At 66.9% G+C, this 13,131-nt stretch carries 15 protein-coding genes; 13 read left to right on the top strand and 2 right to left on the bottom strand.

Going from position 1 to position 13,131, the window contains the following annotated elements:
- The 3 genes from AWQ70_RS26420 to AWQ70_RS26415 form a co-directional block, all read left to right on the top strand.
- The coding region (locus AWQ70_RS26420) for a DDE-type integrase/transposase/recombinase (RefSeq protein WP_157530417.1) at positions 1-598 on the top strand (598 nt) is incomplete at its 5' end.
- Complete coding sequence (locus AWQ70_RS42445) at positions 484-741, top strand: integrase core domain-containing protein (protein WP_157530415.1); 258 nt, start codon at positions 484-486, stop codon at positions 739-741. The genes AWQ70_RS26420 and AWQ70_RS42445, both read left to right, overlap by 115 nt.
- A 411-nt stretch (positions 742-1,152) precedes the next feature.
- Positions 1,153-1,944, top strand: a complete 792-nt coding sequence (locus AWQ70_RS26415; RefSeq protein ID WP_084517831.1) for a type I restriction enzyme HsdR N-terminal domain-containing protein — start codon at positions 1,153-1,155, stop codon at positions 1,942-1,944.
- Between the two features lie 716 nt (positions 1,945-2,660).
- Here the strand turns inward: AWQ70_RS26415 and AWQ70_RS26410 are convergent.
- Positions 2,661-3,047 carry a tyrosine-type recombinase/integrase gene (locus AWQ70_RS26410; RefSeq protein WP_067181282.1) on the bottom strand — a complete coding sequence of 129 codons (387 nt, stop codon included), beginning with the start codon at positions 3,045-3,047 and terminating at the stop codon, positions 2,661-2,663.
- A 529-nt stretch (positions 3,048-3,576) separates the two neighbouring features.
- Between AWQ70_RS26410 and AWQ70_RS26405 the strand changes: the two genes are divergently transcribed.
- The 8 genes from AWQ70_RS26405 (at position 3,577) to AWQ70_RS26370 (ending at position 11,513) form a co-directional block, all read left to right on the top strand.
- A complete protein-coding gene (locus tag AWQ70_RS26405; RefSeq protein ID WP_067181280.1) occupies positions 3,577-4,629 on the top strand; it encodes an NADP-dependent oxidoreductase in 1,053 nt (350 codons plus the stop codon).
- Between the two features lie 338 nt (positions 4,630-4,967).
- On the top strand, positions 4,968-5,306 hold the full coding sequence (locus AWQ70_RS26400; protein WP_245647159.1) for a PadR family transcriptional regulator: 339 nt from the start codon (positions 4,968-4,970) through the stop codon (positions 5,304-5,306).
- Positions 5,303-6,379 (top strand): hypothetical protein, encoded by a 1,077-nt coding sequence (locus AWQ70_RS26395; protein ID WP_067181277.1) that lies wholly within the window; start codon positions 5,303-5,305, stop codon positions 6,377-6,379. The genes AWQ70_RS26400 and AWQ70_RS26395 overlap by 4 nt, the downstream gene beginning before the upstream one ends.
- A 209-nt stretch (positions 6,380-6,588) precedes the next feature.
- On the top strand, positions 6,589-6,777 hold the full coding sequence (locus AWQ70_RS26390; RefSeq protein WP_067181274.1) for a hypothetical protein: 189 nt from the start codon (positions 6,589-6,591) through the stop codon (positions 6,775-6,777).
- A complete protein-coding gene (locus AWQ70_RS26385; RefSeq protein WP_157530413.1) occupies positions 6,774-7,181 on the top strand; it encodes a tail fiber domain-containing protein in 408 nt (135 codons plus the stop codon). Before AWQ70_RS26390 ends, AWQ70_RS26385 begins: the two co-directional genes overlap by 4 nt.
- 200 nt (positions 7,182-7,381) lie before the next feature.
- Entirely contained in the window at positions 7,382-9,565 is a 2,184-nt protein-coding gene (locus tag AWQ70_RS26380; RefSeq protein ID WP_084517830.1) for an MMPL family transporter, read from the top strand.
- A gap of 245 nt (positions 9,566-9,810) precedes the next feature.
- A complete protein-coding gene (locus AWQ70_RS26375) occupies positions 9,811-10,311 on the top strand; it encodes a SigE family RNA polymerase sigma factor (RefSeq protein WP_067181269.1) in 501 nt (166 codons plus the stop codon).
- A complete protein-coding gene (locus AWQ70_RS26370; protein ID WP_067181267.1) occupies positions 10,308-11,513 on the top strand; it encodes a TolB-like translocation protein in 1,206 nt (401 codons plus the stop codon). Before AWQ70_RS26375 ends, AWQ70_RS26370 begins: the two co-directional genes overlap by 4 nt.
- 53 nt (positions 11,514-11,566) lie before the next feature.
- On the opposite strand, the gene AWQ70_RS26365 is transcribed toward AWQ70_RS26370, so the two are convergent.
- Entirely contained in the window at positions 11,567-11,944 is a 378-nt protein-coding gene (locus AWQ70_RS26365) for a VOC family protein (RefSeq protein WP_067181262.1), read from the bottom strand.
- A gap of 200 nt (positions 11,945-12,144) precedes the next feature.
- On the opposite strand from AWQ70_RS26365, the gene AWQ70_RS26360 reads away from it, so the two are divergent.
- Complete coding sequence (locus AWQ70_RS26360; protein WP_067181258.1) at positions 12,145-12,723, top strand: hypothetical protein; 579 nt, start codon at positions 12,145-12,147, stop codon at positions 12,721-12,723.
- Positions 12,720-13,058 carry a transcriptional regulator gene (locus AWQ70_RS26355; RefSeq protein ID WP_174552421.1) on the top strand — a complete coding sequence of 113 codons (339 nt, stop codon included), beginning with the start codon at positions 12,720-12,722 and terminating at the stop codon, positions 13,056-13,058. The genes AWQ70_RS26360 and AWQ70_RS26355 overlap by 4 nt, the downstream gene beginning before the upstream one ends.
- Positions 13,059-13,131 lie beyond the last annotated feature (73 nt).

Below are 13,131 nucleotides of genomic sequence, written 5' to 3'. Positions count from 1 at the left end.
GTTCGAGGCCTCCGGGGGCACCTATGGCTCCCCGCGGATCACCCATGACCTGCACCAGGCGGGCTGGCGGGTGTCGAAGAACACGGTGGCGATGCGGATGGCCGAGCTCGGCCTGGCCGGGCGGCCGCCGAAGAAGCGGCGGTCGCTGACCCGCCAAGGCAGGCGCCCGGCCGCGCCCGACCTGGTCCGCCGGAAGTTCACCGCGATCGCGCCGGACGTGCTGTGGTGCGGTGATGTCACCGAGATCGACACTGGCGAGGGCAAGCTGTACCTGGCGACCGTGGAGGACCTGTTCTCCCGGCGCCTGCTCGGCTATGCGATGAGCGAGCATCACGACGCGGCGTTGACGGTCGCCTCGCTGCAGATGGCTGTGGCCACGCGCGGCGGTGACGTGGACGGCGTGGTCTTTCACTCCGACCGGGCAGTGAGTACACCGCGGCTCGCTACCAGGCCGAATGCGTCCGACATGGGGTGGTCCAGTCGATGGGCCGGGTCGGCTGCGCGCTCGACAACGCTGCGGCTGAAGCGTTCAACAGCACCCTCAAGGTCGAGTACGTGCACCGGCAGCGCTTCCGTACGCGGGCCGAGGCACGGATGAAGATCGCGACCTGGATCGTCGACTTCTACAACACCAGCAGGAGGCACAGCGCTAACGACGGGCTGCCGCCTGTCACGTTCGAGCGTCAGATGATTGAGAAGAGGCAAGCATCAACGGCCCTGCTGAGGGCCGCTGTGGCATAGGACCGTCTCCACGCTTTCAGGGGATTGACACGTGGGACCCCGAGAAGTGACGGCAACGGTGACGGCAACGTCGGCCACCAGATACACATGCCGGGCACCTTTAAGCCCCCTCTAGTCCCAGGTCGTCGGTGAAGGCCAAGGCGATTGCCACGCCTGAAAAGCGGACGGTCATGCTGCTGTGCTGCTTCTTATGTCTCACGCCTGACAGTCCTGTGCTCCGGCTCGGACGCCTCGCGCCGAAATATGTAGCCATATGGGTGTTTTGCTAAATTTGTGGCATTTGTGATATCTGTAATGATTTGCCGCCCTGTGTTAAGAGTCATTTTCGTATCGATTATAAATTGGCTGATGTGTTGATCTCCTGGAAGTGCTTAACCTGCCTTGTCCCTACTAGATCCGCAGGTGGGAGCCATGAGCGAGCAAGCAGCACAGCCGATTGTCGGCGACGGGCAGGCCATCACTCCCCTTGGACCCTCCAAGATGACCGAAAGCTCTCCTGTCAAGAAGGCTGCAGGAGCGCGAACAGCTCCAAAATGGGAGGCCGACGCGCGTGACCGTGTACGAGGGGCGATACGGCGCTACGCCAAGCCACTCGGCGATCTCGTGGCGCGTGATGCCAACGAAGGAGATACAAGGCTTCTCATCACCGACTTCCTATGTGCAGGCCTCGGATACGACAAGTACGAAGACCTCACCACGGAATACCAGGTCAAGGGCGAGTTCGCCGACTACGGCGTCCGCATCGACAAGCAGTTGGTCGCCTTCATCGAGGTGAAGCGCTGCAGTCAGAAGCTCAACACCAAGCACCTGCGCCAAGTGCAGATGTACGCCGTGAACGAGGGTGTTGAATGGATGATCCTGTCCAACGGACAGGTGTGGCAGGCCTACCACATGACCGCTGGCCTGCCCGTGGTCGTCGACCTGGCACTTGAAGTGGACCTGCTCAGTGACACCGGCCTGGCCGCCAAGACAGACGCGCTCTTCTACCTGACCAAGGAGGCGTTCAAGCGCCGCCTTATCGACGACCTGTGGAGGGCCCGCGCCGCGACGTCGCCGAAGTCCTTGGCGCAGGTGCTTCTGTCAGACGTGGTAGCCGACGCTATACGTAAGGAACTTCGGCGCCAGACGAACTACAACGCCGATGTCAACGAGATCCATCGGATCTTGCGTGGCGAGGTTCTCCGACCGGAGACCTTGGCCTGAGATGGGCACCGGCGGCCGGATGCCGTGATGAGCGATCTTGCTAACGCGGATGCTAACAACGAGTCTGGACGCCCCTGGACGGTCCTGGTTCAGGAGACTTCGCAGAGCCCGCCCGACCAGGCCCGGAAGACAGCCGTGGACGGCTTTGGACGGTCCCCTTTCGACTTGTAAACAGAAGGTTTCACTTGGGGAGGCCGTGACGATCGCCGGCTTCGGTGCTCACCGTTGGGGGCGGGGGCGATCGCTGCCGCGGCCCTCCTTCGTCGGGCCTTGCCACCGTGTGACCATGATGCCGGTGAGCGGAGCGCTGAGGGCAGCGTCGACTCATGAACTCCCGATGAGGTCGTCGAAGAGGCGGCTGCTATGCGCAGCGAGCTGCACCAGTTGATCAGGGTGCCGGTTGCAGTTCGAGTTGCATTCCGCCGTTGATCGCTGGTGTCCGTCCACGGCCGTGAACGGCCTGACCTGGCGTGGCGGACATCGGCGGACACATTCAAGAGCGCCTTCACGAGACTCGTAATGCGTAGGTCAAGGGTTCGATTCCCTTAGGCGGCTCCAGCAGCTCAGAGGGCCCCTTCCGATCAAGGAAGGGGCCTTTCTTGTTAACACCCTTGCTGACAGCGGCCGGTGATCATCGCCAGCCCCCTAGGCGCGTTCTTGATCAAGGGTGCAGAAAGCCCCTTCCGGTTGTGGAAGGGGCTGTCGAGGGGCATTCCTCAGGGTGCTTTCTCGAGTGCTTGGGCGAAGACGTCGGCGACGGTCGCTTCTGCGGAGCGGATCATGTGGGCGTAGACCCGGAGAGTGATCGCGGGGTCGGCCTGGCCGACCCGGGCCGCGACGACGTGCACGGAGACGCCAGCAAGCAGGAGCGTTGTCGCGTGTATGTGCCGCAGGTCGTGAAGCCTGGCGTACGGCAGAGGTTCGGCCGGCGGCTCCTCGTCCTTCGGCGCGTTGTAAGCGTTGATCATGTCGCGCATGAGGCCGGTTACGGCACCGGGATAGATGGGCTCGCCCCATCCCGTTGTGAACACGTAGTCGTCATCTGAGCCGCGCCACGCGTCGGCCAGTCGGTCACGGTCGGCGTCCTGCTTCTTTCGGGCCATCGCGAAGCTTGGGAGTGTTCTTCTTGGCGGTCACGCCGGGATCTTCTTTTCTGCCAAGCGGGCGATGAAGTCGCGCAGAGACGTGACGGGAACGCGCCGGGAACCGTCGGCCAGCTCGTCGAGCGAGCCGAGCCGTAGGCATTCGGGCCCACGCGCTTTGACCCCCAGGCCGTGATCGCCGACACCATGACAATGTCACTTCACGAGATGTAACCGGAAAACGCCTTGGAGATGTCGGGTGGCGTCGTAGTCTGACGCCATGAAGCCGAGCGACTTTCTGCTCTCTGCGCAGCAAGGTTTCCTGGGGACGCCGTTGGTGCGGCAGGTGTTGGACGTCGAAGGGTGACCGCGCTGCGGAATGGCCCGCTGGAGGACGTGCCGGACCTGGAGGCTGCTCAGGCGAGCATCTGCCTCGCACCCAGCGAACTGCAAGCTTTCGGTACCGGCGGCGCTGCGAACATATCCGAAATTACCGCGTCGAAGGCTGGCGTCAACGCCGCACCGACGGCCGAGAATGTAGGTGTCTAATATGACTGGAAACCGGATCAACCGCATCAATCGGGCCTACCGCCTACGACGCCGACCCGTTGGGCAACTCACCGACGGTGACCTCGAACTGGTTGAAGAGCAGGTACCGGAGCTGGCCGACGGTCAGGCCTTGGTCCGCACCAAGCTTCTCTCGCTCGACCCAACCTCCCGCGTCTGGATGAGCGATATACGTAGCTACGAACCTCCGGTCCCGATCGGCGCAGTGATGCGTGGCTTCGGTGTCGGCGAAGTAGTTGCATCCAGGCGCGAAGACATGCCGGTCGGGGCCACTGTCAGCGGTTTCACCGGTTGGCAGGAACTGGTCCTTGCCGACGACTCACAGCTGGAGGCGCCGCTTACTGTCCTGCCGACCCCACTGCCGGCACCCGAGTCGGCCTTTCTCGGCGTCCTCGGCCACACCGGCATCTCGGCCTATCTCGGGATCGACTTGGCCGAGTTGAAAGAGGGAGAGACAATCGTCATCTCTGCCGCCTGCGGTGCGGTCGGCTCGATTGCCGGTCAGATCGCAAGGCAGAAAGGGGCGGGACGGGTGATTGGCATTGCTGGCAGTCCCAGCAAGTGCCAACACGCCGTCGAGGTTCTCGGCTATGACGCCTGCATCGACCACCACGCCGCTGACTGGCGTGCACAACTCGACGCCGCCACACCGGACGGGATCGATGTCGATTTCGAGAACGTTGGCGGGCCGGTCATGGATCACATTTTGATGCGGCTCAACATCGGTGCCCGGGTTTCCCTGTGCGGAATGATTTCCGAGTACAACAGCTATAACGAGGGCGGCGAACACACTGGAAGTCTCACCAACATAGTCCAGCTGATCATGCAGCGGGCGACGATCAAGGGCTTCCTTGTACTTGACTGGGCCCACCGCTTCGAAGAGGCGATCACATACCTCGCTGGGCTGCTCGGCGAAGGTAAGCTCCACTACGACGAGACAATCGTCGGCGGCGGCATTGAAGCTGCCCCGCACGCTCTCCACCAGCTGTTCAGCGGCGCAAACTTGGGCAAGCTACTTGTGCGGGTAGCAGATTGAGACGTCGCTTGGGAGGCCTCCTAAAGCGGGTGCTTCAGGCTGCCGCGTGGCTTCTGGTCCTCGGGCCTAGCGGCCCTCCCTCCCGTAGGCGGCTCCAGCAGCTCAGAAGGCCCCTTCCGATCAAGGAAGGGGCCTTTCTTGTTGACACCCTTGCCGGCAGCGGTTGTCGATCATCGTCTGCCCGCGCCCGGGCGGCGCGTCCTTGATCAAGACAGTCATGCGGGCGACAGCCGTGACATAGCGGAGACCCCTGGCCGTTACCTCGCGAAAGGGCATCTTCGTTCTCGCCGGCCCGCTGCCGCTCCACGATATCCTGTCTAACAAGATATGATGGACGCATGAACTCACGGGGCATGACGGAACAGGCGTTCCTCGTCCTCACCGCGCTGGCAGACGAGTCGCGGCACGGCTACGGGATCGCCCAGGAGGTCGAGCGACTCTCCGGGGGGCGCGTGCAACTCAAAATCGGCACACTGTACGGAGTGCTCGACCGGCTGGCCGCCGACGAACTGGTGACGCTCGACCGCGAGGAGGCCCATCAGGGACGACTGCGGCGTTACTACCGGCTCACCGACCGGGGTGCCCGCGCCCTGGAGGCGGAGGCCGTACGGCTCGCCGAAAACGCCCGCTACGCGACGGAACGGCTGCGCGCCCGGCACGCCGGAGGGACGGCATGAGCGCCCTGGAGGATCGCTACCGGCGGGTGCTGCGGCTGCTGCCGGCGAGCTACCGCGCCGAGCGTGAGGAGGAGATGGTCTCGGCGTTCCTGGACGGCGCGGGATCCGCCGCGGACGACGACGACGCCTGGCCGCGCTGGTCGGAGATCGCCAGCGTGGCCGCGCTCGCGCTGCGGGCCCGCCTGGGGGGCGCGGGCGCGGCACCGAGGAGCCTCGCCTGGGGCCGGGCCGTACGGCTGACCGCCCTGATCGGCCTGGCATTCCAGGCGATGATGAGCAGCGTCTACCTGGCGCAGGCCCTGGGCGTCTACGGCGTGTTCACCCTGCCATACGCGAACGGCGAGATGCCGATCGGGGAGCCCGCGTCGGCGGAGCGGGCATGGCATCTGATCAGGGACCTCGCGTCCGCCCTGTGGATCGTCAGCTATGTCGCGCTGGTCCGTGGCCGTCCGCGCGTCGCGAAGATCGCGGCAACCCTCGGCCTCACCGCGTACGTCGCCGACTTCGTCCTGTCCTGGACGGGTGTGCCGGAGATGTCGGTTCTCGCCCACTGGGTGATCCAGTCCCTCATGCTCGTCGTCCCCACGCTCGCCCTGCTGGCCGGGTTCCATCGGGACGTCCCGGCGCACCGCCACTCGGGACGGGCGGCCGTGCTCCCCCTCATCGCCGGGGCGGCCCTCTTCTTGATCATGGCGGGGTTGACCTGGGCCGTGGTCGCGGCGAACCGCTCGCCGCAGTGGCCCGGCATGTGGGCATGGGTGTGGCCGTGGCTTCCGCCTTCCGGCCTGTTCTGTCTGGCGCTGCTGGTGGCGTGCGCCGGATATGTCGTGGCACACCTGTCGGCACCCCGGTGGCGCTCCCCCGCCGTGCCGCTGGCGCTGGCGATCCTTACCGTGCCCGTGATGCTGTCCCGGCTCTCGTACCTCAACCCGGGCTCCGACCAGCTCACCGAGACGTTGAACGCCGTGACCGTCGCGCAGGTCGTCGCGCTCCTGCTGAGCGGTGTGACTCTCGCCGTGATCGGCGCCAGGGCGCTGCCCGCCGGGGACACGGCCTCCCGAGCGGTCTCGTGACGGTGAGCTGAGAGACCCGGGCATCGGTCCTCCAGCCCTCCGAGATGGTCTCGTTCGGCGACAGCGGGTTCCCGCCGCACCCTGCGGTTCACGACGCGATCCTGAACGGCCCTGCTTCGCTTGACAGACAGAAAACCATGCGCAATATGAAGTCGGTCACGTACTCTGCGTAGCCAAATCCGTTGATCTCTGTCCCTCGGGAGGGCTCCATGCGCAGGATCATCCGTCTCCTCGCCACGTCCGCCACCGTCACCGCCGGCACTGTCATGGCCACCGCCGCCGCTGCCGGCGCCGACGTCGGTGTCGGCGCGGAGGTCCACTTCGTGCCCCTCGGCTCCCTTCTCTTCAGCGACCGGAACATCAAGCGCGACATCGTCCCCGTGCAGTGGGATCGTTGATCTTGAAGCTGCCGGCGTTCATGCGGCTGCGTAACCGACACGACCAGCCGGCTACGCAGCCGCTCCAAGACCATCGAGACGATGCTCCACCGGAGCCGTATCCCGGCGCTGTCAACGGCTACGAGATCCTCGCCAAGGTCGCCGAGCTGCCGGTCAGCACGTGGCGGTACGAGTGGGAGCCGGACGGGGTACGCCATCTGGGGCCGATGGCCCAGGACTGGAAGGCAGCCTTCGACTTCGGACAGCCGGACACCCGCATCCCGGCCGTAGACGCCAACGGGGTAACTCTCGTCGCCATCCAGACCCTGTACCGGCTCGTCGTCGACCTGCAGAACCAGGTCGACGAGCTCCGCGGTATCGCCTCGACATCCGGGCCCGGCCCGCAGAACCCGCGGACCGGCTGACCTGGCCCGACCGCCCTGGCACGGGTTCCCGACCATTTCGTATGGGTTGTCATCGTGAGTCGAAGACGACCCCGGGCGTGTACTGCGGGAGGAGTACAGCAGCCGCGGTAACGGCATCGGCGTACCGCCTACCGCTGCACGACTACACAGGGAAGTCTGATCACGAGTATTGAGCGGGACGCTCAATGACTCGAGGAGACATGATGCGAACCGCGAATCCCCGTACGGATGGAGCTCTGGCGGGACTGGCCCGGTTCTGCTACCGACGCCGCCGCCTGGTCCTCATGGCCTGGATCGTCGGTGTGATCGCCGTGGCGTTCGTCGGCTTCGGCTACGGCGCCGCCCCGGACAACGACTTCTCCGGCGGGAACTCCGACTCCGCCAAGGCGCAGGCGCTGATCGAGAAGCATTTCCCCGAGCGACAAGGGGACACGCTGACTCTCGCGATCAAGGCGGAGAAGGGGATCGACGACCCTGCCGCCCGCCAGAAGATCGAGAAGGCTCTCGCCGATCTGGCGACCTCACCGGTTGTGGGACCGGTGACCTCGCCGTACCAGGACAAGAGCCTCGTGACGCAGGACCGTCGTATCGCCCGTACGACCATCCCGCTGACCCGGAAGGACGTGGACAAGACCGCGGTCAAGCCCCTGGTGGACATGGTCAAGAACGCCTCCGGTGACGGCGTGACGCTGGCGCTGGGCGGGACCCAGGCGGAGAAGGCCGAGACACCCCCGCAGGGTTCGTCCGAGAGCGTGGGCATCGTGGCGGCAGCGGTGATCCTGTTCATCGCCTTCGGGTCACTGGTGGCGATGGGCCTGCCGATCGTGACCGCGCTGCTGGCGATCGCCGCCGGGATCGCTCTGATGAAGCTGGTGGGATACCTGGTCCCGTCACCGGATTTCACCGTGATCCTCGCCGCGATGATCGGGCTGGGTGTCGGCATCGACTACGCGCTGTTCATCGTGACCCGCTACAAGGACGGCCTGCAGGCTGGCGACGCGCCCGAGACCGCCACGGTAAAGGCCATCACCACGGCCGGCCACGCGGTCCTGTTCGCCGGTACGACCGTTGTCATCGCGCTGATGGGCCTGATCGTCATGGGACAGCGGTTGATGACCGGCGTAGCCGTCGCCACGTCGGTGATCGTGCTGGTCACGATGATCGCCGCAGTGACCCTGCTGCCGGCGTTCCTGGGCTTCACCGGCCACAAGATCAACTCACTCCGTCTGCCCCGTCGCACGTCCCGCCGCCGGCAGGCCGCCGGTGACGCGTCCCCGGAGCGCCGCCGTACCATCGCCGAGCGCTGGGCCGGCGTGGTGCAGCGCAGGCCGCTGGTCTCCGCGATCCTGGCCGGCGCGGTCCTGTTGGTGCTGGCCGCCCCCACGCTGTCGATGCGGCTGAGCAACCCCGACGCCAGTGTCCAGCCCCGCGACAGGAGCAGCTACACCTCGTACGAGATTCTCTCCGAGGGCTTCGGGCCCGGCTACAGCGCACCCCTGATCTTCGCCGCCGAGGTCGGCTCCAACCAGGCCGATCTTCGTCCCGTCATCGAAGCGGTCAGCGTGACGGAGGGCGTGGCCTACGCCACGCCGCCTCAGGTCAGCAAGGACGGGCAGGCCGCGATCTTCATGGCCTTCCCCACGACCGGATACCAGGACGAGGCGACCGCGGACCTGGTGCACCACCTCCGCGACGACGTGCTGCCCAAGGCGCCCGGCGGTGAAGGGGTCTACGTCGGCGGCCCGAACGCGGGCACGATCGACGCGGCCGATGACATCGGCTCGCGCCTGCCCCTGATGATCGTGGTCGTCGTGGCGGTGTCCCTGGTGCTGCTGATCGCGCTGGTCCGGTCGGTCACGATCGCGCTGCAGGCGGCCGTCATGAACCTGCTGTCGATCGGCGCGGCCTACGGCGTGCTCGTCGCGGTCGTCCAGTGGGGATGGCTGGGCTCGGCCCTCGGTTTCCCCACCACCATGCCGATCACGACCTGGGTGCCGATGATGATCTTCCCGGTCCTGTTCGGCCTGTCCATGGACTACGAGGTCTTCCTGATCTCGCGGGTCCGTGAGGAGTACGAGCGCACCGGCGACACCCGGACGGCCGTCACCCGCGGGATGGCGCGGACCGCCAAGGTCATCACGGCCGCGGCCGCCATCATGGTCGCCGTTTTCACGACCTCCCTGCTCGGCCCCGACGTCGCGGTCAAGCAGGGAGGCCTGGGCATGGCCGTCGCCGTGCTCATCGACGCCACCATCATCCGGATGATCCTCGTCCCCGCGGTGATGGAGCTGTGCGGCAAGGCCAACTGGTGGATGCCCGGACGCCGGGCGCCGAAGGCGGCCTCGGCTCCCGCGGCCGAGGTCGCGGAAGAGGCCAGGGTCTGACTCTTCCTCGCCCGACGGCGAGCGACGCCGCCACCGCCGGACGAAACCGCATCCATCTGACCGTCGACGCGCTCGGCCGGGGTATCCCGGCCGAGCGTCTTTCTTGGTCCGCCGTTGAGTTCGGGGCCTGCCCAGGGAGGTGTCATACCTCCAGGAGCCGGCCGATCGCACCGGCGCGCCGGTGATTCAACACTTGGGACGCCGACTTCGTCTGAGTGGTGAGAACCGAGGAAAGGCGAAGGCAATTGGACGACGACTCCCGCTTCGCGGACTTCGTCGCCGCACGGGCCGATGCGCTGCTGCGTTACGGCTACGTGCTCAGCGGCGATCCCCACGATGCGGCCGATCTCACCCAGGAGGCGCTCCTCCGGCTGCATCGTGCGTGGTCGCGGGTGTGCGGCAAGGACAACCCGGAGAGCTACACCAGAAGGATCATGGCTCGGCTGCACATCAGCGTGTGGCGGCGCCGCCGTCGCGAACGGCTCTTCTGGGAACTGCCTGACCAGGCGAGCCCGGGCACGCTGCCCTCCGAGACGGAACAGGACCTCTGGCAGGCACTGAAGGGCCTGCCTCGCAAGCAGCGGGCCGTAATCGTCCTGCGGTACTACGAGCAACTGACCGACGCGGAGATCGCGACCGTACTCGGCGTCTCCCGAGGGACGGTGCGCAGCCACGCGTCGCTCGGCCTGAGCAAACTCCGATCTTCCCTGCCACACCCCACCGCTACCGGAGGGAGCGCCTCATGAGCGACCACCTGGAGGAGATGCTCCGCGGCACCCTCGGCCACGCCTCCGAGCTGGCGCCGCGAGCGCCGAGCACCCTGTCCGCGCACATCATGCGCAGGTCGCGGGTACGGCGGATGCGCGCGCAGGCTCTGGTCGCGGCCGCCGCGGTGGTGGTGATCGCGGGCGGGGCGGCGGTGGCCGTACGCGGCGCCGGACACGATCCCACGGCGGTGACTCCGACCGTGACACCCTCTCCCACAGCGACCGAGATGAGGATCCCCGCCTCCGTCGAGGAGGTCTGGCCCGAGGCGGTCCGGAAGATCCCGGCCAAGCTGCCCGGCGGACGCAAGTTCCAACCCCGGGGCTTCGTCGACGACCACACACTGCTGCTGGAGACCTGGGAGAGCTTCGAGAAGGCCGACGCCATCTACGCCTACGACCTGGACAGCGGTCGCATCCGCAAGATCACGAGCATCCGTACGCCGAAGGGCGTGTACGCGTCGGGCTACGCGGTGGGCGGCGGGCGGATCGTCTGGCAGACGATCGACGTGGTCCACGGCAAGCCCGTCACCTCGTTCTGGTCGGCTCCCGTCACCGGAGGGAAGGTGACGGCCATCGCCACCGAGCGCGTGGTCAGGGGGCGCGGCGACCGACTCGCCGTTGTCGGCGACACGCTGGCCTTCAGCCTTCTCGAAGGCGGCGTCTTCACTGTCCCCCTCGACGGTGGGGCCGTCGAGCCGGTCGCGGGTGCGGCAGGTCACCACATCCTGCGCTGGCCCTGGGTCGGCGCCCCGGGGGAGTACACGCCGGAGGGCGAGACGAGCTTCCAGGAACTGCTCAACGCCGAGACCGGAGAGACGAGCAGGGCGGTCGTCCATCCGGGGGAGGAGTACGTACGGTGCGGCGTGACGACGTGCAGCGGTACCAAAGCCGATCGCACGGCCTTCTACCGGCTGCGCGACGGTTCACAGGAACGTCCCCTGCCCGAGAAGTCCTCGCTGTTCGGACTCGCCCGGGACCGTTTCCTGACCGTCCGTCTGCCGAATCCGCCGGGCGGTCAGGCCCTGTACGACGTGGTCACCGGCAAGTCGGGAGACCTGGGTCTGCGCCCGAACGCGAAAGGTCAGTCGATCGCGGTCGAGGCCGGCCTCGGAGACGGACGCCTGGTGGCGTACCCGCTGGGGAACGAGTACGTGATCATCGATCTCGCGAAGATCCGGTGAACGTGTCGCAATCGCATCTGGGTGGCTCCTCCGACCCGCGGATGACTCCGCTGTCAGTGGCGGACCAGACAGAAGGGATGCCCTGCCGGATCCGCGTAGATACGCCAGCCCCGCCCGTCAGGGCCTTCGTCCAGCACCGCCGCGCCCCAGGCGAGCACCTGCGCCTGCGCCTGATCCAGGTCCGGGACTCCGAAGTCCAGATGGAACTGCTGAGGGCGGGACGGATCCGGCCACCGCGGCGGCCAGTAATCGTGTACGCGCTGGAAGGCGAGTACGAGACCGGACGGCGTGTGCAGTGTCGACCAGTCGTCGCCGAGGGCCCACCGCCGGTCCTGCTTGTCGACGGTCCCGCCCAGCAGGGATCGGTAGAACCCGGCAAGTCGCAGCGGATCGGGACAGTCCAGCACGACACACTGCAGTTCAGCGATCATGTCGAGATCCTAAGCGGCCATCGGAGGCCCAGGCAGTCGTCCCCGAAGGCGGCCCCGGGGTCGCCTGGTCGCTCCACGGCCAGTGAGCTTGCTGTGGGCGGGCATGCCTTGGCACTGGAGATTCCTGGCCGGTTTGTGTTGCAAACCGGTTTGCGGCGATCTACGCTCTGGGTGTCGGTCGATCCCCATCGGAGGATGCCATGGTCAACCGGGCCGAACTGGAGCGCGTTCGCTATGTCACCGCCCACTTCGAGGTTCTGCAGGGCTTGGCCGTGCTGCCGGTGGCCCTGGGCTGCGGCGTGGCCATGGCCTGGGCGGCCGGCTGGATCAGCGGGTGGGTCGTGCCGGTGGTCGCCGTGATCGCGGCGGCGGCGACGGTCGCGGCGACCCGCCATTACCGCCGCACCTATGGGCAGGTACGGCCGCGCCCCGGCAAGGCCCGCGACACCTTTCTCCTCTGGCCCACGGCGGGCCTCATCACGGTGGTGGCGCTGGCCCACGCGGTCGGCCCGCACCTCTCCATCAGCCCGGAAGGTGTGGTCCTCTCCGTCGGAGCGCTGGCCGGCGCGTGGTTCCAGCGCCCGCTCGCCCCGGCCTTCCTGCTCATCGGCTGCGCGGGGCTCGTCCTGAGCCTGGCCCCGCTCGGCGGTCCGGGCGGTCCGCACCCGCTGTCGGACACCGAGAACTGGATCATCCTCTTCTGCGCCGGAGTCGCCGTGCTGGCCGGATGGGGCCACCTGTTGCTCCGCCGTACGCTGGGGCGGGGCCGCCACCTGTGAACGCTCCCTTCGAAGAGCTGGCCGGACTGGACAAGCTCATCCACGAACCGGCCCGGCTGGCGATCACCACCGCTCTCGCCGCCTGCGAGCGGGCCGACTTCCTGTTCCTCCAGCGGCTGACCGGCCTCTCCAAGGGCAACCTGTCCGCCCACCTCGGCAAGCTGGAGGCGGGCGGCCTGGTCGAGATCGGCAAGGAGTTCGCCGGCAAGCACCCGCGAACCTGGATCGGGCTCACCGAGTCGGGCCGGCGGTCGGTCGACGCTCATTGGGATCGCCTCAACGACCTGCAGGAGCGTTCACGCGCCTGGGCCGCCGACCACCAAGCCGAGCCCTGACCGGCACATCGTCGCGGTGTCGGTCTCGGCGGCCCACACGCGGTCAATGCACTGCTGAGTCACACATATGTCG

The sequence above is a fragment of the Microtetraspora niveoalba genome, from assembly GCF_001570405.1.
In the GTDB taxonomy this organism is placed as follows: Bacteria; Actinomycetota; Actinomycetes; order Streptosporangiales; family Streptosporangiaceae; genus Microtetraspora; species Microtetraspora niveoalba.
Note: the sequence above shows the minus strand (reverse complement) of the source record. Positions and strands in the feature narration are given on the sequence as shown.